The sequence below is a fragment of the Paenibacillus sp. Dod16 genome, from assembly GCF_049893405.1.
GTDB lineage: Bacteria > Bacillota > Bacilli > Paenibacillales > Paenibacillaceae > Paenibacillus_AQ.
The window spans coordinates 216,788-236,280 of the sequence record NZ_JBNDYG010000001.1 but is presented as its reverse complement, the minus strand read 5'-3'; the positions used below and the strand labels follow the sequence as shown (position 1 = coordinate 236,280).

Below are 19,493 nucleotides of genomic sequence, written 5' to 3'. Positions count from 1 at the left end.
AAAATCTAATACTAAACATGCAGTTGTCAAATGTCGCCTGGAATTCATTCTTCGCTGCTCCCGGTACCACTTCATGACTTTCCCCTCGTAATATTTTTATTGCTATGCCCTTCTCTTAATACGATTGCACTTTAACTAGTGCGGGTTTAAACTGATACTCAGCGCTTTTAGAATAACATCTATACGCCTCTTCTTTATTATTCATAACTTCGTAATAAATCCCCAGGTTATATAGAGCTCTATAAGAGCCAACTCCTTCAACCGATTCATACGAAGGATTCGCAACTTCTCCTAGGTGAAGACAATATTCAAATATTTCCTTGATATCTGCAAATTTTTGGACATCTTTTCTTTCGATTAATGAAACACCATATAAAAAATATAAATCTGTAAAATCCGGATAGAATTCAATGGCATCATTAATAAGATTGTCCAATATATCAAATTGAGCAGTCTTGAGTAAGCAATAGCCGTATGATAAAAATATTGTAGATATATAAGGTGGTAAGGAGTCCAACATCGAAACCATTTGAAGAGTCCCATCAAAAGTCTGGATAGCCTCTTCATAATTCCTATTTACGTATAGGGTCTGTCCAATTTGAAAATTTAAATAGCACGAGTTAGGTTCTAGTTGTTGTTGTTTTCTAAGCAGCTCTAAATTCCGGTCGATTTTGTTCTTTTTTTGTATTTCATTCTCTTGGTATCCAGCATGGTTTATAACAACTTTTGTATTCTGAACTATTTCAATAGGCATGCCTTTATAAGTTAATTGCTCATGAATCATCCCATGGTATTGATAATCTATGCAATTAGGAAATAAGCGGGTGAGCCTTGAATTCACTATTGTTTGATCATTTATAATGCTTCGGATAGTAACAGTAGCCGGTTCATTAGATGAACTTTTTATATATTGTTCCAGAGACTTTAATGTAGTATGATCCAATGTTTCGTCTGCATCCATGATTAATATATAAGGTTGAGTGGCAACACTAATTGCATAGTTTCTGGCTTCCGAAAAGTTATTATTCCATTGATAATGATATATCCTTGCTTCCTCTTCAACAGCTATTGCAATAGTGTGGTCGGAAGATCCAGTATCTATCACATTTATTTCGTTTACTACAGATTTCAACGAACGGATACACTTCCCAATGTAAGCTTCTTCGTCCTTAACAATCATACAGACGGATATTGGTAACTTAGTTATCATAATATTTAAATCCTCACTATCAATTTATATAGAGTTCTCTCAGCTCAATCAGATATATTAAAGAAGGTTGCCTATAGACAACCTTCTACGTTGGCGGATCATGATGCATTTTAATTATTCTTTTAATGAATTCTTTCGCTAGTCACATTTCTATCCTTTAATAAGGCAGCTATATGTGCTACTGTATCAAAATCATGGTTTGTAATTATTTCAACCAACCCTTTCAAATAGGAAGGATAATGATCAATAACTCGGGTGAAGGATTGGATTAGCTTAATTGCATGCTCCGTTGTAATACCTTTATCTTGACCTGAAATCCCAACAAAATGCATCTTTAACATAGCGTAAATCACCGACATTTTAATGTACTGTTCAAAAATTTGATTGGTATCCATTTTCGGAAACATACTTTCGAAGACATAATTAACTAAATAATTTTCGAAAATATATTCATGATCAGTAAAAAACGGTATGAAGTATTCATGATAGTTAAACAGATACTTTTCCTCAATATCTCTAATTTCGATTTCTTGACTACGATCAAGATTAAGTCCTTTAAGCATACTTTCAAAACATTCTAAATATCTTTGGTTACTAATCCCCAATTTTCTTCTCAGCATGATTAATTCAAGTAGAGTTTTAATTTGCATTGGGAGATTATCAGCAATGTTTTCCAAGCTCGAAATGTAATCCTTGTTTACTAACTTACTTCTATACTCATCAATTAATAGCTGGATACTTTCATATTGTTTCTTGTCTACTAGGACTTGAAGTCTGTTTATAAAAAGGCCTAAAAAAATCATTCTGTCGCTGACAGAGAGATTTCTACATTGGATTATATCAATTGAGAACTCACGTAAGTTCCATGATATATCACTTCCACCTATTGATTGAGCATCATTCACTGAATTGATTGCCCATGAAGGATTAAGTTCGTATTCAGATTGGTCAAACTCAATTCCTTTCGGATTCAAAAGAGCTAATCGTGTGACTTCGGGACAAGACAATTTAGCAGACAACTCAAATTCTGTACCTCTCCTATTTAGGATTCTTGGATAAGTCGTACATACAGGAGATAGCATTTCCTCACCTAAATTCAGTTGAATACCACATAAATTTTCCTCGTCTAACATAGGGCAACGTTTCTGTTGATCCATTACAAAATAGGCATATTTAGAGTCACGTGCTGAAGCGTCTTTTATTCGTTTTATTCCCTTGTTTAATTTGCTCGTTAGTTCTGCATGTTTAATATTTTTGTATTTTTTATATATCCTCTTATCTAATTCCACAGTCCAGCCTATACAACAGCTATCCTCACATACACTTCCAATACAAGAAAATGCCTTCATATATGATGGCAAAAGTACTCTTTCCTTCATTTGTTTACCATTCCAGTCCATTTTATAATTTTGAAAAACAAACCTATAGCTCTCATATCATTTTATTTATCGACATACTTCGGGATAAGATGAATACCTTGGAAAATGATATTACATAAAAATACTTATAATTAGTTCTCATGAAAATGAAAAAACAGGGTGTCTTTTTAAAACACCCTGTTTTTCCTGCATTATTTATTATCGATACTCGTAAGTAACAATGTTACTTTCTTGACCATCAGCATTAATTACTTTAAGGTCAACTGTACCTATCGCATTCCCAGCAGGAACTACGAATCTTAATCTATTTGCTGAGTAAAGCCTGTTAACTACCACTTCACTAGTACCAAGCATAATTTTAGAAGTAGCTGTAAAACCAGCACCATCGAGATAGACTATTGTTCCGCCATTAAGCGGGCCATATGCTGGACTAATAGCTGTAATGACCGGAGGTGCTGCAACTGGAGGCGCATTATAGGTATAAGTAGTAGAAGCACGTGTACCTGATTGAAGCGTAACTTCAATAGGAACTACTCCTGGTGTACTTCTTGATGGTACGACAAATCTAAAGCGAGTGTTACTGTAGAATTGATTTATAGCGACTTCAGTACCATCAACTGTAAGTGTCATCGTCGGATCAAAATTTGTTCCTGTTACATAAATAATTTCCCCACCAGCTAATGCTCCATTATTAGGTGTGATTCCCGTTATTGTAGGTGTCAGTTCCAAGTACGTGTATCCATCAGTAAAAGTAGCCTCTTGACCATCTGGATTTGTAATACTTACATTTACTGACCCAATAAATCCATTAGATGAAGGTGCTACTACTCGAATCTTGGAAGCACTATAATAATTGGTAATCGCAACTGAAGTATCTCCAATATGAACTATTGCTCCATTGTCAATACCAGTTCCTTCAATATATACCAATGTACCTCCGGTGAATGGACCACTATTAGGAGTAATAGCTGTAATTGTTGGCGGCGCCTTTGGTGGAGGTGCTAAATAAGTATAACCTCCAGTTGCAATTGCTTCTTTTCCATCTGGATTCACCACTTTAATATCAACCGATCCAGCTACAGTTGAGGAAGGCACAACTACCCGGAATCGACTGCTGCTGTATATTTTATTTACAGGAACCTCGACATCTCCAATGTAAACTTGCATTCCATCCTGAAAACCTGTTCCATCGATATAAATTATTTCTCCGCCTTTAAGCTGTCCACTATTAGGTGCTATAGCGGTAATTGTCGGGTCTGGGAGAACAGGTGGAGCCTCATATGAATATCCCCCAGTAACTGTAGCTGTCTCGCCACTGTTATTAATAATTGTTATATCGACAGGCCCTGGAGTAGTAGAAGAAGGGGCCACAACTCTAATTTTCTTATCTGAATAAAAGGTATTGATAGGAACTTCGGTATCTCCAAATAACACCTTTGAGGTAGTTTCTAGCAGTGTTCCTTCGATATAGACAACTTCTCCTCCTGATAATTTCCCACTATTAGGGGATATTGAAGTGATGCTCAACTTCTCAACAATTGGTTCATCGTATGTGTATCCTGCTGGAATAACCAGACTAGTACCATCTGGATTTTCTAGAGCCATATCTACCGGACCGGACACTGTAGCAGCTGGCGCAACCACTACTACATATCCTTTATTATAGTACTTGGAACTAGTGGCATAATTATCACCAAATTTGACCTTCATACCATTCATGAAATAATCGCCATATAAAAATACTGACGTTCCACCTACATAAGGCCCGGAATTAGGTGTATAGCTTGAAACTACAGGGTCAGCAAGATATGTGTAATCTCCCGTAGCAAACTGTCCATCAGTATTAGTAACCCTTACCGTAGCAGGGCCTTGATTACCTGCAACTGTCTTGATAACAAGCTGGTTCTCATTAATGTATTGTACGTCGGCTACTGTTTTATTTCCCATCATAACGGTTGGAATTGACTGGAAGTTAGTACCGTTGATAGTGACTGTTTCTCCACCGAGCGGATGGCCGGTGCTTTCCTCAATTGAAGTTATAGACGGTGGAAGAAGCTTTACATTTAGCTTTGCCCCTGGTATTGCTTTAGTTCTTGCGGCACCTGCGTAGTCATTGTAGGTAATTGCTGAAGCAGATGTGGAAACAGATAAACTACCATATTTTTTCTTATCTACCGGGCGAATCTTGTATTTAAACACTAAATCATTGTTTTTCAACTCTAAAAAGTTCCAAGTTAAAGTATTGCCGTTTTGTACAGGTTGCGGAATATTATTATCATAGCTTCCTGGTACAATCTCAAAGTCCTCCGAGACTATATCTGATACAACAACGTTATATGCACTTGCTACCCCGATCTCAGCAACAATGGCAGCATATATTTCAGCTAAACCAGTGGAACCTAATACAAAGTGATGATGCGAATTTGTCGTGGCCATCTGCTTAAGCAACTCATTCGGTGCACTTGTGTCAGGATTATCGTTAGGTCCCAATAAAGCAATCGTATAAAAAACAATACCTGCATCCTTTGCAGCTTGCGCTCTTTCCAAAGCCGCTTGAGATGAATTAGCTTCACCATCTGTCATAATCACGATGACAGGCTGTGCCTCAGGTCTATGGCTACTTAATAATGTAATCGCTTGGTCAATAGCATAACCCGTTTCAGTTCCACCTGAGGCTACAATTGGATCAATAAATTGTTTAGCAGCAGTTATATCAGTTGTTAATGGAAGGCTGCTAGTCGCTGCTACAGAACTATATCCAACGATCCCCACCTGATGCTTAGACATATCCATCAAGTCTATGAACCCTTTGGCTGCATTCTTTGCCGCATTAATTCGGTTATCTGTTTGCATACTTCCAGATTTATCAATAATCAATATAACATCGTTCGGCATGATTACATTAGAAGGGGGCGTTCCCTTGATATTTAATGATACTTCTGCTTCTTCCTCAACCGTAATCGTTGTTGGATTAACAACCTTTGTCACGGATACATAATCTGCAACTGCAGCTTCTGACGTGGTGAGAAATCCAAACATGCCTGTAAACACCAATAAAAATGATAGAACTAGTAGTTTAAAGTTTTTCCGCATACTCATACCTTCTTTCTTATTTAAATTCCTTCAGTATCAAGCCTTTTGATCAAAAAAAATAGACCCATGTGAAGAAGGTTGTTGAACTACTATTTTTTCTTGTCCTTCTAATTTGTCTTTTTCTAGTTCTACAAACTCTGAAATGCGTAAGTTCATACTTTGCAGTTCCCTTAATATCTGATTACGTTCTGAATAAGATGGTGCATTCCTTTCTAACGCGTAAACAGATGAAAATAGCTGATCTACTTCCACCTCCATAGAAAGAAAATAATCCACGTCCCTTTTCGCCAAAATATCCCGGTAAATATTATGAATCCTTTGAAGATATTCTAATTCCTTAGAATCGATCGGACTGAGACTGATCATAAGGAGTCCCCCGGTTTCAATGATTGTATTGCCAATTTCCACGTGTCAACCATCGATTGGCCGAATTCCAGAACTTCATCTAATACTGCTACATCTTTTGAAATCAAAAAATTAGCTAATCTATTATTATAGTACCAGTACAATTCATAAAGATTTTTAGATATATCATAATCCATATTGAGAGTAATAATGAGTTCATTTAAAATATCTTTTGCTTTAAAGACTTGTATCCGCATTTCATCAACAAGTCCTTTGGATAGAAGATTCTTTGATATCATAAGTTTCTTACAAAACTCTTCATACAATATCAACGTAAGTTCTCCCGGACTTGCCGTTTCAACTCGGACTTTAAGATAGTTTAACTGATAGTCTTGTATGGACATGTATATCCCCTCTAACCTTGTAATGTCTAACTAATAAATTAAAGTGAACTTAATTGTGAACTAATCCACGAGCTTTGATTATTTAAGTTCTGCATTGCCTTTTCCATTGCCGCAAACTGTTTTTCGTATCTGGTTTGAACTCTACTTAGTCGCTCATTCATCGTGTAAATGCTCGAATTTAAGTATTTCAAGTTCTGTCCAATGGTACTAGAGTCAACTGTATCCGATAGTGAACTTGCCCCTATCTTGGATCCCATTTTAGCAATCGCTTGATCTAGATCAATTTTAATACGCTCTGCAAAACCCATCTCAGATTTAAGCTTAGGATCGCTAGTCGAGGTCGCCGTAAATAAAGCTTTAACTCCTTCCGGATCGTTTTGGAGAACCTCTTCTAGTTTAGTCACATCAATATGAAGCTTACCGTTCTCTTTATACGCATCCTTGCCACTGGCTGTAGTTAGTCCAATGTAACTAAGTGTGTTTTTACCCTGAGGTAAACCCTCAATTGCATTCATGAAGGAGTGTCTCAAGGTTGTCAAGGTGGCTTTCAGCATATCATCATTACTCAACAAACCAGATTTAGCCTTCTTCTCCCATGCCGTAATTTCGCTCTCTTTCATTGCTTCTTTTTGTTCATCCGTTAAAGGCTTATAGTCCCGGCTTTTTTTCTCAACTAATTTTGAATTAACAGTGTCGATAATTTCGTTATACTTATTAACAAAATCCGTTATTTTACTAACAATAGTGCTCTTGTCCTGTGCCACGTCTACAGAAACGGCCGTATTTGAAACTCCTTTGAGAGAGAATGTGACGCCATTAAAGGTAAACGAATTACTAGCCATTGACATCGTTGTTCCATTAATCTCAACTGAAGCATCTTTGCCATACGTAGCAGCGGTCGTTCCCACTCCTAAACTACTCTTCAAAGCATTTGAATCATCTGTAATAGTAATAGCTGAGGATTTCCCTACTTGCTTAGTAGAGAGCATGAGTCTCTTATTTGCCTCATCATAGCTTGCAATAATTCCAGTGCCCGATTTATTGATATCATCCAGAATTGATTGTCTTGTTGAAGTAGCAGTAACTGTAATCGGCTTAGTTCCATCCGGACCTGTGATAGTGAAACTACCTGGAGTAGATACTACATCTGTCAGGCTCGCATTCGCTGATAGCGGTTCACCTACAACAATTGCCGAAGATGCAAGACTATTAACTTTGACAGAATAGCTGCCGTCTATAGCCCCATTATTGGCCTGCGCTGTAACAACACTTGAATTATTTGAAGTAGCAGCTTTCTTATTAAATGAAGATTCAAATCTTAATCCGTCAGTCAAATTTCTTAATGATGAGTATAATGTATTAATTTCCTTATACTGTTCTCTTTTCCACATAAGCAGCTGTTTAGATTGCTGTAATTTCGTAAGTGGCAGCTGCTCTACTCTCATTAAATCTTTAATAATTGAATCAGTGTCTAAGCCTGATGCCATTCCAGTGAATTTTATTGTGTTGGTATTAATAGCCATATAACCCCTCCTTATCCGAGTTTTGTGTCAATAAACAAACCCATTTGTTCACATAAGTTATATACTAGATCCAACCACTTTTCGGGTGGAATTTCCTTAACAACTTCATTGGTCTGCGTGTCAACAAGTTTAACCATCATTTGATTTGTTAACTCGTGAAATGAGACCTCTAAACGCGTTTCAGTTTTTTCAAGCACTTGATTCCCACGTTCAATGAGCGCGCCTAATTTCTCTTCATTAACCTGCTGTAGAATCCCATTGTATGTATTCTGCCCATCACTAGACACAACACTCTGTTTGTTTCGTCCAAGTTCAGGGAAGTTAGAAGGCATTTGAGAAAGACTCTCAATCCTCATCACAATCTACTCCCATACAATTTTATATAAAAAAAACCGACCGGGTATCCGGCCGGTTCTCTAAACCAATTAACGAAGTAATTGAAGCACACCTTGAGGTTGTTGATTCGCTTGAGCCAACATAGCAGTTGCTGCTTGCTGAAGAATTCCTGTCTTCGTGAATTCGCTCATTTCCTTAGCCATGTCTACATCACGAATACGGGATTCAGCAGCTTGCAAGTTCTCTGAAGTTGTCCCCAGGTTGTTAATCGTGTGCTCCAAACGATTTTGAACAGCACCCAAGTTCGATCTCAATTCAGAAACAGTATTGATTGCCTCAGTAACTTTTGTCATATTCGCTTTAGCTATAGCGTTCGTTCCATCAAGTGCTGTCAAACTTGTAGCATCCACTTTAAGAGTAAGAGCATCAGCAGCTTCAAATGTTACAGTAATTGTTTCGTCAGCGTTGGCACCGACTTGGAATACAACATCAGTAGTATCTCCGTTAAGCAATTTCTTTGTATTGAATTGAGTTTGCTCAGAGATCGAATCAATTTGTGCAGACAATTGAGTGATTTCCGTATCGATTTTAGCACTATCAGCACTAGTCAATGTTTCGTTAGCTGCTTGTGTATAAAGTTCACCCATACGTTGAAGCATTGCATGAGTTTCATTCAAAGCACCTTCAGCTGTTTGGATCATAGAAATACCGTCCAAAGCATTTTTAGAAGCTTGCTCAAGACCGCGGATTTGGTTACGCATTTTCTCCGAGATTGCAAGTCCAGCAGCATCATCAGCTGCACGGTTAATGCGATATCCAGAAGATAATTTTTCTAAAGATTTGCTTTGTTGTGTGTTGTTTGTAGCCAATTGACGTTGTGTGTTGTAAGAAGCAATATTGTGATTAATACGCATGATATAATTCCTCCTTGGAATGTGTTGGTGATCAGCATCCTTGCTTCACCCTATCGTGATCGGGACATGACGTTCGGCCGTCACAGCCATGTCTTTCGACCCATATTATATTTATCGGAAAATTTGCTCTATTGTTTATAGCTGATTAATAATTTCTAAAAAATTTAATTCTTTTTTTTTGGAATGATAGTTTGCAATATATTTGAAATGTTTTCATTGAATTCAACCGCATTTTGATTCTGTTGCTTGATAGCTTCATAAATTTCTTCACGATATATAGTTACATTCGCTGGGGCCTCAATGCCAATTCTGACCTGATCACCGTTTACTTCGATAACGGAAAGAACAATGTTATCATTAATCATGATCTTTTGCCCTTTATTTCTTGATAGAATCAGCATCAAAACCTGCCCCTTTCTTTTCTCTTAGCAATGGTTGTTGTGTCTTATAATCTACCTGATCTAAAACAATCTGTGCTGCTCTATTGTTAGCCTTATTGATGACAATAGGCGCTTTTAAGTTGCAGGATATATCTTCTGCAGATCTGACCGTAACAATAATCAACACGATTATATCGAATTCATCAGAAACGGCTAATGTCTCTATCCATTGTGGTTCAAGCTGAAATTCATATTCTGGGAAAAAAACAAACGGATCCGTAACAATAAAACTCAAATTCCCATTTTCTATGGACTGTAAAAATTCAAATGGCCCCTTCTTATCTTCGGATGGCAGTAAGACATATTTTTTCAAATCTCCGAATCCTAATATTGGGCTCTCAAATACGATCACTTGATTGCTTTCAATCTCGATTTGACCAAATTTTTTTGTGTTGATTATCATGGATTATTCCTCCTTCATTAAAAACAATAGCTATAATGAAACTAGTTTCATTATAGCTATTGTATATCTACAACTAGACAACTGCATCAAGCTGTTTTCCTGTCGTCGACATGAATATAAAGTTTTGATTGATTAAATATGGGTTTACCTTACCTGGGTAGTAGTCTATAACAGCTTTAAAGGTTTCCGGGTTAAAGCTAACCCCACCCGGAATATAGCTGGTTTGCACTTGACCAGGAGTATAAGTAATATCCACATTATCATACCCCGGGTCACCTGTTATCTCGACCCTTGGTCGTTCTTCGAACACATTATTCCTCGCAATTTCTGCAAATACGTTTCCCCCTTTATGAGTAGCCATCATTTGATCGCCATTCCGGGCTATATCAGCAATATTTTGCATTGAAATCTGCAGAGAAGATTGAGCTATTCTATCTGTAACCTCTTCAATGCGAGCTTTCCCTAGAGCTGACCACGCCTTGCGTGAATCAATCTCCAATGTACCCTTAGCTTGTTCCACCTCTAGGATAGCCTTCTTCTGGGTCATATTTATGGATGGTCTAGGCTGTTCTATTCTCTGTTGGCCCTTCGTTATTTCAAGACCAATCTGTGAGTATCCTTGCTGAATTTGTATTTGGGGGATATTCATGCGTATCCTCCTTTATCTTAGGAAATCCAACAAACTTGGACGAATGATTCTAGCCATGGTATCTAAGGAAGCCTGATAAACACTCTCAGATGTCTTTAGATCAATAATGACTTTGGAAATATCCGCATCTTCCACTTTCGATTGTAAATCCATGTAGTTAATGTTTAAATCGCCAAGTCTATTAAGGGTAAACTCCAGACGATTTTGTTTCCCCCCCATCTCCGCTTGAGAGGTAATTGTCGTCTCCAAATTCTTCTGCAGTGAAGGAATGGCACGTTGTATACCTGCTGTATCGTCCGCCAGTAATGCCTTTTTAAAATTATCTACTACAGAAAATATTCCCGAGGCGTCTCCGTAGGCTCCAAATACTTTTTCGCCCAACGTATTCACAGATACCGTGATTCCAGCACCAACTTGATACCTTACTTCGCCATTATCCAGGGCATATGCAGTTTGCGTTGGATCATCTGGGAATGGTCTCTCATCGGTTCTCTCACCATTAAAAATATACTTTCCTTTGAATTGCGAGTTACCAAGAGAAACAAGCTGCTGAAATAACTGGTCCACTTCTGCTGCTATGTTTTCCCGTGCATCCGCTGGAACTGTATCAGTACCACCTTGAACTGCTAATTCTGAAAGTTTTTGAATAATTTGTGTGACCTCGGTCATGACTGTATCTCCGTATTTCAACCACGAATCCGCATCCTCCGCATTTTGCTCAAACTGCGTTGTAGCCGTGATTTGACCACGGTATTGGAGAGCACTGGCTACACCCACCGGATCGTCGGAAGGACGATTAATCCGGCGCTGAGTCATCATTTGCTCCTGATATTTATCCAGTCTGCGATAGTTGCCTTGCAAGCCGCTCATCATGGAGCTAGTCATCATGGATTGGGTTATGCGCATGACTTATTCCTCCTATCTGCCGACGACGCCGGTACCGTTGATTAATTTATCCAGCATCTCATCAATGGTAGTCACCACACGTGATGACGCGCTGTATGCATGCTGGAAGCGGATCAGATCCGACATCTCTTCATCAAGTGATACACTGCTAATTGACAGACGGAGTGTATCTGCATGCTCCACCAACAATGTACCGTTCTCTACCATCTTGATGGCATTGCTGCTGTCCGTACCTAATTTGGAAATAACAGACTGCAAGTATCCTTCAAAGTTCGTAATATCGCTTACCGCACCGTTGCTATTGTTCGGATTAAAACTAAACGTACGTTCTGACAGTTGGGCAATCAGAAGCGCCATGCCGCCGTTCCCTTTCAGAACCACCTCAGAGGTCATACCGTTATCCGGATCAGTCTTCATCTCTGTCCGCAGGGAAGCGCCAATGTTCTTCAGATCAGCTTGGATCGTCTGGCTTAATCTCATATTTCCAGCGGTAATTGGCCCGCCGTTAGCAGATACAAAGAAGTCGCCACCGGTTGTGGCCGGCTCATTAAGGGTATAACCCAACTTATGTAATCCGTTGAGGCCATCAACCGTATGCTTCACATCCTGAGCAAGCTTGCGAGGATTATTTGCATCCATAACCGCATTCGGAATGTTAACGCCTGGCGGAAGAATCGTTCCAGCCGGCAGGGTCACTTCTACTTTACCTGTAGCCAGTGTGTTGGCCATAATGTTCAGCTGGGTGATATATCCTTGAACATGCACATCACGGGAGGTCACATAACCAGCGATCTCCCCGCCGGTCAATGTCCCGGCAATCGCGTTCGTAATCGGTGTGGACGTCATATCGTCAACCACGACCTGGTTGCCAAACGTCACTTGATAAACGTCACCTGTCTCCGTTACATTCACATTCCCGAGTAATGATAACTGATCAACGAGCAAATCCCGCTTATCCCGCAGATCGTTTGCGTTATCGCCAAGACCCTCGATCCGCTTAATACTCTGCGTCAATTCCGCCACTTGCTCAATATAGTTGTTAGCTTCCGCTACCTTGGTGTCGATGCGGGAAGTCAAGTTATTACTGAGGGTATCCAATTGGGAGTAAATATGATTAAATGTTTCCGTCAAAGCGATCGCTTTCTGCTGAACCGCCATACGAGCGGACAAGTCGGTGTCACTAGGATTCTTGCTCAGCGTCTGCCAAGCCGTCCAGAACTCGGCAATGCTCGCGCTCAAGCTGCTGTCCGAAGGCTCGTTAAAAATCCCCTCAATATTCGAAAGCGTCTCTTGCTGAACGCTCCATGTCGACAAATTCGTGTTCTGATTGCGGTATTCGATATCCAATAGAAAGTCCCGTACCCGCTGGATGCTCTCCGCCTCTACGCCCATTCCAAGCTGACCTGCAGCTTGGGATCGCTGCATTCCTGGAAATGCAATCGGATTCGATGCAACCAGGCGGGTAGTCTGACGAGAGTAACCTGGCGTATTGGCGTTCGTAACGTTATGACCAGCTGTGTTAATTGCAGCTTGCTGGGCAATCAAGCCCCTCTTTCCGATTTCGAGCAAATGAAATGTGGATCTCATCTACATTTTCCTTTCTGCTTATGCCCTGGTATCAAACATGCTTCGGCCCTTGCCGGCAGGATTCTGATGCTTCGGATGCTGATAGAGCAAATCATCCTCCGGACGACTAACTAATAAATTCAAACTGTAATCAATGAACGCTAGGGATTGCTCAATGAGCTCTCGGTTAATCGCATTCAGCTCTTTGAGTTCCATGAGCCTGTCCATTAATTGCTGCTGCACATCCTGCAGCTCAGTTTTTTCCTCCGGGTTAAATACAAGACGAGTCATTTCAGTAACCGTCAGCTGAAGCTGGGAGCGGATGCCCTTCTCACGCAAAAAATCATCTGCGGCACCTTGACGCAGCGCTTCCGTTTCCGCCACCTGCTTCAGCAGGCGGTTCTCCTTGGTCATGACCGCTGTAAGACGTTCCACATCATTATCCAGAATGGCTTGCCTTTTATCTTTCCCTGCCTCTATGAGCTGCTGATGCAGCTCATCCTGACGCTTCATATATTCGATTATGGACCTAGCACTCACTTGGACTCACCTGATTTATTGTAGGATTGAAAATACGGGAGCAATTTGTCTGCCAAACGATCAACTGGCACTTCATATGTGCCGTTGGTTACAGCTTCCTTCAAACGCTGAATTTTCTCCGCGCGTTCCGGATCCTGTACTTTACTCTGTGCACTCAGTTCCATCGCCTCCGGGGAGATTGATACTTCATCCTTACGGCGTTTCCTCTTATCGATATGCTGCATCTCCCGAGATTCAATATTCCGTTGATACGAATTGATGCCGTTCACACGTCCCGATTCGTTAATCTTCACGCCCTATTCACCTCACTTAAAATAAAAGACCGATAAGCTTTACTAAGTTTATCGGCCGGATATGAAACATTGTTAATAGTTCAAAAGTTAGTATTTGCGCAGTTTATCGACTGCACTGTAAGTCTCTCTGTCTTTGCGGGACCCAGGCTGATGTTCCTGGTCGCCAGCAGCCGCCTGTCTTAGCTCCCTCGTTAATCGCGTCCGGCAGGACTCGCACATATTGCTCTCGCGAATCAACGTTCCGCACACTTCGCAAGGATACGCCAGGTTCGGCGCGTTCGCAATCGAGATCCGGCCCTCCTTGATAAACTTCGTAATCTGCCGCACGGATACCTCCGTAGCCTCAGATACCTCATGGATGGTTGCGCCTTTTTGCTCACGCAGGAAGGTTGCGCATTTCTCGTATTCCTTCTCAATCACTTTCAAGCATTCAGGACACAATTCCCGAATATTCACCGTATATAACTTGCCGCACCGAGGGCAATTCCCCAGATTCATGCTCAACAACCTCCATGCCACATAGAACCTTTGATACCCCTAGATTACATTATCTTAGGCCATACGTCTATCATTCGGTAACAGAATCCACACATTTTTCCTATTTTAATCATTTACGAACGAGCCCAGGTTAAACTATAGATCTCGACGGGCATTTCCATAAGGGATTCGCATCTCCGCAAAACCTGCGCACAAGCATTAATCGTACTTCCGGTTGTATAGATATCATCAATCAAAAGTATACGGAATGGTCCTTTGAACAGAGATGCTCCCACTTGAGAACGAGTATGCTCTGCTGCCTGATTACTTATGGACAAAAGCATATCGGGTCCATCCTGCAATGCACCGAATACACCCTCCATATCCTTCAACCGATCCATCCGGTTTTTGAAGCTCTGTTTGTCCGTGTGACGTCTACGTTCCAACATCCGTACATAAGGCACCTTAATTCGAAGCGCAAGCCCCTGTGCAAGTACCTCCGCTTGATTGAAGCCCCTCTCCTGAAGCCTTTCCTCACTGACCGGAACCGAAGTGACAGCATGTACAGTCCATGGCATGTTACTAGATTTCCATGACCCCTTATTGCCCAAATGGATGTTTGCTTCCCGATGGAGCATTGCGTATGCTCGCAGCATCATCTCTATCAAAAGAGGAGCATAACGTTCATTCCCCCTATATTTGTACTGAGCCAACCACGCTCTCATCTGTGTATCGTAGGTTACCGCACTTCGGTTCAAAACAAAACTTCGATCGTTCATTCCTAAACGAGTACAGTCGGGGCAGCCGATTCCTCTCCCGCAACGCCAACATTTAGGTTTCATAATCCAGGGGATATTCCGATAACAGGCTCGGCATATGCCCGGAAGTTCCCGAGTGAATGAACCTGTTTTTCCACAAGCGAGACAGGTTTCGTCAATCGGTTTGAGCAAACGATGCATATGCCCGATTAGATGGCTAAAGACGTTTGAAATCAATTATGCTCCTTCCTTTCTAAGAGAGCTAGAATAAAAACAAAATCACTGAACGGACAAAAAACTACAAAACAACAATGCGAATATATTGTCAACACTATTGCGGGACCGCCGATATCAGCTCAGTAGATTTTTTTCACTATAGAGTTGGAAACTTAAAGGACTCCCGATTCAATATTCACATCCACTACAAACTCATGTTCGACTCAATCCCCTAGTCATTCACCAGTTCCTGAACAGATCGTAAATACCCTCCCTTACGGGCAATTCTGTTCATCGCTTTGATTTGTCGGACTGCCGAGCTCTGACTCCGAGTCCATTGAGGCGCACCAAATACTACTCGTCCCGCCGGGTCATTCTTCGATCGGCCCGCGCGGCCAGCCATTTGAATCAATGCAGCTTCGTCAAAAAGCTCACTGTCCGCATCCAAAATGAACACGTCACTCTTCGGAACGGTTACCCCGCGCTCGAGTATGGTCGTTGTCACGAGCAAGCGAATCTCCCTGTTACGAAAGGCCATTACTTTGCTTGCCCGTTCCGGATCGATGGATGAAGTCCCTTCAATCGGCATGTTGGCGATCGCCTTGCGAAGCAGCTCCAGAATCGGAGCAATATGCTTGATCCGGGAAACGAACAGGAACACTTGAGCACCACGGGAAAGAGATGCGCTCAGACTGCGAATCAGGAGTGGGGGAAGCTTTTTTTCTTGTAGACAACGGTTCACCGAAAACATTTTCAGCTTCTGAGGAACGGGTAACGGATGACCATGGAAGCGTGCGGGAACTTTCGCGTGTGGCAATCTGCCTGCAGCCGCCTCACGCTGTAATGGCGTTGGCGGAGTGGCTGATAGGTAGATATACTTCCCTCCTATTTTGCAAGCGCCTTTGGCAGCATAATCCAGCATTGGATCATTATGATACGGGAAGGCATCAATCTCGTCGATCACCACCAGGTCAAAAGCCCTCTTGAAGCGCAGCAGTTGATGCGTTGTTGCCAGCGTGATGCTCCCCCTCTTCCATCTGTCCGGACTTCCCCCATATAACGTGACTACCGTCTTCGCGGGAAAAGCCTTGGATAAACGTGGTGCCAGCTCCAGCACCACGTCCCGTCTTGGCGCGGCAACCAGCACGCACCCACCCGCATCCAGAATGGACTGCAGCAGCGGAAAGATCATCTCGGTCTTTCCAGCGCCGGTCACCGCCCAGATGAGAAACCTGGCGGCAGACCCCGCGGAGCCCCCTGCGGGCGGCTCCGCCAAAAACCGCAGCGCAGCGCCAGCGGCGGCGCTCTGCGCTGCGCTAAGCCCCCACCGGCCCAAGGCCGCGGTGGGGGAACCCCCGGCCGTGCCCCGCACGGCCGATCCTGCTGCGCCATGCAGCAGCAGGGCACAGGCGCGGCTGCGCCCCATCGCGAGGCAGGCCTCGCAATAGGCGCAAGCCGCCGAGCCGCACGCGGCGCATGCCGTGCGGCTTCGGGCCTCGCTGCCGCATCGCCGGCAGCGGGGGGCCGTGGCCCGGCGGCGCAGCCAGCCGGGCGCACCCTGCGGGGCGGGCTGTGCCAGCCCCGCTTCCAACCGCAGGCGGCCCAGCAGGACGCCGAGCTGGGCCGCGGAGCGCCAGTCTCCGGTGTCCCCGGAGACCTCCGCCAATAAGGCCTCAACCTCGCCGGCAAGCAAGGCTCGTCCCACCATACACTGAATCAGCAGCTCCGCCTGCTGCATCAACAATGTCCAATCCTCAACCACGTTCCTTTTTTTGATAGAGTAATTTACATACGATCCGTCCAACATTTGAATCTCCTTAAACAAAACACTCCATTGCGATCTGCTTCCTTCAGGCTCATGTAATAAGAACCAACTTAAGCTCTGGTACAAATATTTCTGCCAATCCGATTTCCCCCACTGATCCATGTCATGGTTGGATCGAAATCTCTCTTGAATATAAACGGCCCATCCTAGTGGAATTTGTATTGATAACAGTACTAATGAGCGTGGGCTGGCTTTCTCATCCGTCGATCTTTTCATTCCATACCACCATTGAAGATCCACCCGCATATCCAGCGAGAGATAACACTCCCATTTCTCTGATGTTCGAATGGCATATACGGCAATCCGCATGAAATCAACTCCAATATCGAGACATATAAATTACATTATGAAACAGATCCTTCTCACGGTGCCCTATGTTGAAATCTGTCACCTCCTTCTTTTAGCTGCCTTATCCCCAATTCTCCTAGTCGGGTACACGTACCGCTACGAGAGACAGTCAATTACAGGGAATAAAATCAGAGTTGAGTGTAGGGGGTTCAGCGAGGATCAGCCATAGACAAAGCAAGAACAAACACGCTTGGATATGGGAAAGCCACTCCTCTCCCCAGAAAAACAAAAAACACACCCCTCGCATACGCTAGGAGTGTGCTTCACGCCTTTAACAATATGAATACGAACCTGGTAACCAAAACAACTTCCAGATGTTTATCCCTGTACATATGGAATTCGAACAGCCTCCATCGGGTTTCTTAGATCGATCCGTATCACTTCTTCTTCATTCGGATCGGCATCTACTTCCCGTGATGCCGAATCATCGGACCTCCAAGTCCCATATACCAGCTCAATTCCGGACAAATGAGTCAATCTCTGAACAATCTTCAGTGTATCATCGTACGACTGATCATCAAGGACGGTGACACGCACGCGCGTCCCGCTCAGCAGGGCATACCATGAAAGGGCTCTCAAATACCATTCCACCTGCCGCTCATGGTTGGACGTGATCAGCACATAATGCCTGCGCCGCCCCGTGCCTTCACCGGCTCTTCTGAGTTGACGGGCATGCATAATATGAATTAGAGCAACAGCAATCCCGTACACCGCGAGTATCCACAGCAATTGGGCAACCATGAGACTCACCTCCTTCTCTTATCAACAATATATGCTGATCAGGAGGGGACGGTGACAGTTAAGAAACCAGGGCCCACACGGAACTTGATGGGAACGGCTCAACACCATAAGAGAACAACTATCGAGGCGTACCTTCACAGAAGACAGATTGCCTTTTGAAGTATGTCTAATTGCGATATCAAAAAGACCATTCTTCGAAATTTACACTTTCTGATATCTTAGGATGAATAACTATGTAATGACCTTCACGGAAAGCTGACCTCGCTGAATAAGTACTTTCTTATCTTTATCAAGGTTTGTTCAGCTTCAGCGGAAACTTATAAACTCCATATCATAACAAAAAGGAACCGCCCTTGGCAGTTCCCTCCCTATGTAAGACGCGTCCGTGCATTCGGATCGGCGATTACAACGTCACCCAGCCATATTTGATCGAGTTGATAACCGCTTGCGTACGGTCGTCCACTTCCATCTTCTGCAAAATGCTGCTGACGTGGTTTTTTACAGTTTTTTCACTAATGAACAGGTACTCCCCTATCATCTTGTTGCTCTTGCCTTCAGCCATTAGTCTAAGCACTTCCGCTTCGCGCCTTGTCAATGGGTTATTCTCGCCTGCCACGAACTTGACTCCAGCTTCACGCGAACCGCTCTCAGCCATAGCGCCTGCTTCGTTTACATAAGTCATCCGGCGGAGCTGTTGAATAAGCTTGCCCGTAACTTTCGGATGGATAAATGCATATCCCTCATGTACCGAACGAATCGCATTAATCAGTGACTCGGCTTCCATATCCTTCAGGAGGTAACCGTTTGCTCCCTTACGGAGCGTTTCAAACACATAACTCTCGTCGTCATGAATCGACAGAATGATAACTTTGATCTCAGGAAACATTTCACGTAGTTTCTCAGTTGCTTGAACGCCATTTTCGGTAGGCATGTTGATATCCATCAGCACGATATCCGGCTTCACTTCATTACAGAACTCAAGTACTTGAATTCCATCGCCGCATTCTCCGATTACGTCAATGTCGTCCTCCATATTCAGTATACGCTTCAGCCCCTCCCTAAATAGCTGGTGGTCATCCGCTAATAATACTTTTATAATCGTGTTCTCTTTTTCCAAATGTTCCATC

20 protein-coding genes are annotated in these 19,493 nt (G+C 42.6%); all 20 read right to left on the bottom strand.

What is annotated here, in order from left to right; genetic code table 11:
• Positions 1 to 115 precede the first annotated feature (115 nt).
• Positions 116 to 1,210, bottom strand: coding sequence for a glycosyltransferase (locus ACPV3A_RS01010; RefSeq protein ID WP_426197911.1), 1,095 nt, complete (start codon positions 1,208 to 1,210; stop codon positions 116 to 118).
• Positions 1,211 to 1,332: 122 nt separating this feature from the next.
• Positions 1,333 to 2,589, bottom strand: coding sequence for a flagellin lysine-N-methylase (fliB, locus tag ACPV3A_RS01005; protein WP_426197910.1), 1,257 nt, complete (start codon positions 2,587 to 2,589; stop codon positions 1,333 to 1,335).
• A 198-nt stretch (positions 2,590 to 2,787) separates the two neighbouring features.
• The gene (locus ACPV3A_RS01000; protein WP_426197909.1) at positions 2,788 to 5,682 is read right to left on the bottom strand and encodes an IPT/TIG domain-containing protein; all 2,895 of its coding nucleotides are present in this window, start codon (positions 5,680 to 5,682) and stop codon (positions 2,788 to 2,790) included.
• 36 nt (positions 5,683 to 5,718) lie between these two features.
• Positions 5,719 to 6,048: a hypothetical protein gene (locus ACPV3A_RS00995; RefSeq protein WP_426197908.1), complete on the bottom strand. Its 330-nt coding sequence runs from the start codon at positions 6,046 to 6,048 to the stop codon at positions 5,719 to 5,721.
• Positions 6,045 to 6,431: a flagellar export chaperone FliS gene (fliS, locus tag ACPV3A_RS00990; RefSeq protein ID WP_426197907.1), complete on the bottom strand. Its 387-nt coding sequence runs from the start codon at positions 6,429 to 6,431 to the stop codon at positions 6,045 to 6,047. Before fliS ends, ACPV3A_RS00995 begins: the two co-directional genes overlap by 4 nt.
• Positions 6,432 to 6,469: 38 nt before the next feature.
• Entirely contained in the window at positions 6,470 to 7,954 is a 1,485-nt protein-coding gene (fliD, locus tag ACPV3A_RS00985) for a flagellar filament capping protein FliD (protein WP_426197906.1), read from the bottom strand.
• Positions 7,955 to 7,965: 11 nt separating this feature from the next.
• Positions 7,966 to 8,310, bottom strand: a complete 345-nt coding sequence (locus ACPV3A_RS00980) for a flagellar protein FlaG (protein WP_426197905.1) — start codon at positions 8,308 to 8,310, stop codon at positions 7,966 to 7,968.
• A 69-nt stretch (positions 8,311 to 8,379) separates the two neighbouring features.
• On the bottom strand, positions 8,380 to 9,204 hold the full coding sequence (locus ACPV3A_RS00975) for a flagellin (RefSeq protein WP_426197904.1): 825 nt from the start codon (positions 9,202 to 9,204) through the stop codon (positions 8,380 to 8,382).
• A 164-nt stretch (positions 9,205 to 9,368) separates the two neighbouring features.
• A complete protein-coding gene (gene csrA / locus ACPV3A_RS00970; RefSeq protein WP_426197903.1) occupies positions 9,369 to 9,605 on the bottom strand; it encodes a carbon storage regulator CsrA in 237 nt (78 codons plus the stop codon).
• Entirely contained in the window at positions 9,583 to 10,047 is a 465-nt protein-coding gene (fliW, locus tag ACPV3A_RS00965) for a flagellar assembly protein FliW (RefSeq protein WP_426197902.1), read from the bottom strand. Before fliW ends, csrA begins: the two co-directional genes overlap by 23 nt.
• 73 nt (positions 10,048 to 10,120) lie before the next feature.
• On the bottom strand, positions 10,121 to 10,696 hold the full coding sequence (locus ACPV3A_RS00960) for a DUF6470 family protein (protein ID WP_426197901.1): 576 nt from the start codon (positions 10,694 to 10,696) through the stop codon (positions 10,121 to 10,123).
• Positions 10,697 to 10,708: 12 nt separating this feature from the next.
• A complete protein-coding gene (gene flgL, locus ACPV3A_RS00955; protein ID WP_426197900.1) occupies positions 10,709 to 11,602 on the bottom strand; it encodes a flagellar hook-associated protein FlgL in 894 nt (297 codons plus the stop codon).
• Positions 11,603 to 11,614: 12 nt separating this feature from the next.
• Positions 11,615 to 13,189, bottom strand: a complete 1,575-nt coding sequence (flgK, locus tag ACPV3A_RS00950) for a flagellar hook-associated protein FlgK (RefSeq protein ID WP_426197899.1) — start codon at positions 13,187 to 13,189, stop codon at positions 11,615 to 11,617.
• An 18-nt stretch (positions 13,190 to 13,207) separates the two neighbouring features.
• Positions 13,208 to 13,708: a flagellar protein FlgN gene (locus tag ACPV3A_RS00945; RefSeq protein ID WP_260069447.1), complete on the bottom strand. Its 501-nt coding sequence runs from the start codon at positions 13,706 to 13,708 to the stop codon at positions 13,208 to 13,210.
• Positions 13,705 to 14,001 (bottom strand): flagellar biosynthesis anti-sigma factor FlgM, encoded by a 297-nt coding sequence (gene flgM / locus ACPV3A_RS00940; protein WP_326120435.1) that lies wholly within the window; start codon positions 13,999 to 14,001, stop codon positions 13,705 to 13,707. Before flgM ends, ACPV3A_RS00945 begins: the two co-directional genes overlap by 4 nt.
• Positions 14,002 to 14,088: 87 nt before the next feature.
• Entirely contained in the window at positions 14,089 to 14,499 is a 411-nt protein-coding gene (locus ACPV3A_RS00935; RefSeq protein WP_339220319.1) for a TIGR03826 family flagellar region protein, read from the bottom strand.
• A 113-nt stretch (positions 14,500 to 14,612) separates the two neighbouring features.
• The gene (locus ACPV3A_RS00930; protein ID WP_339220320.1) at positions 14,613 to 15,056 is read right to left on the bottom strand and encodes a ComF family protein; all 444 of its coding nucleotides are present in this window, start codon (positions 15,054 to 15,056) and stop codon (positions 14,613 to 14,615) included.
• A 628-nt stretch (positions 15,057 to 15,684) separates the two neighbouring features.
• Positions 15,685 to 17,586 carry a helicase-related protein gene (locus ACPV3A_RS00925; RefSeq protein WP_426197898.1) on the bottom strand — a complete coding sequence of 634 codons (1,902 nt, stop codon included), beginning with the start codon at positions 17,584 to 17,586 and terminating at the stop codon, positions 15,685 to 15,687.
• Between the two features lie 357 nt (positions 17,587 to 17,943).
• Positions 17,944 to 18,366, bottom strand: a complete 423-nt coding sequence (locus tag ACPV3A_RS00920) for a hypothetical protein (RefSeq protein ID WP_339295034.1) — start codon at positions 18,364 to 18,366, stop codon at positions 17,944 to 17,946.
• A gap of 403 nt (positions 18,367 to 18,769) precedes the next feature.
• Complete coding sequence (locus ACPV3A_RS00915; protein ID WP_071219809.1) at positions 18,770 to 19,492, bottom strand: response regulator; 723 nt, start codon at positions 19,490 to 19,492, stop codon at positions 18,770 to 18,772.
• Position 19,493: the final 1 nt, after the last annotated feature.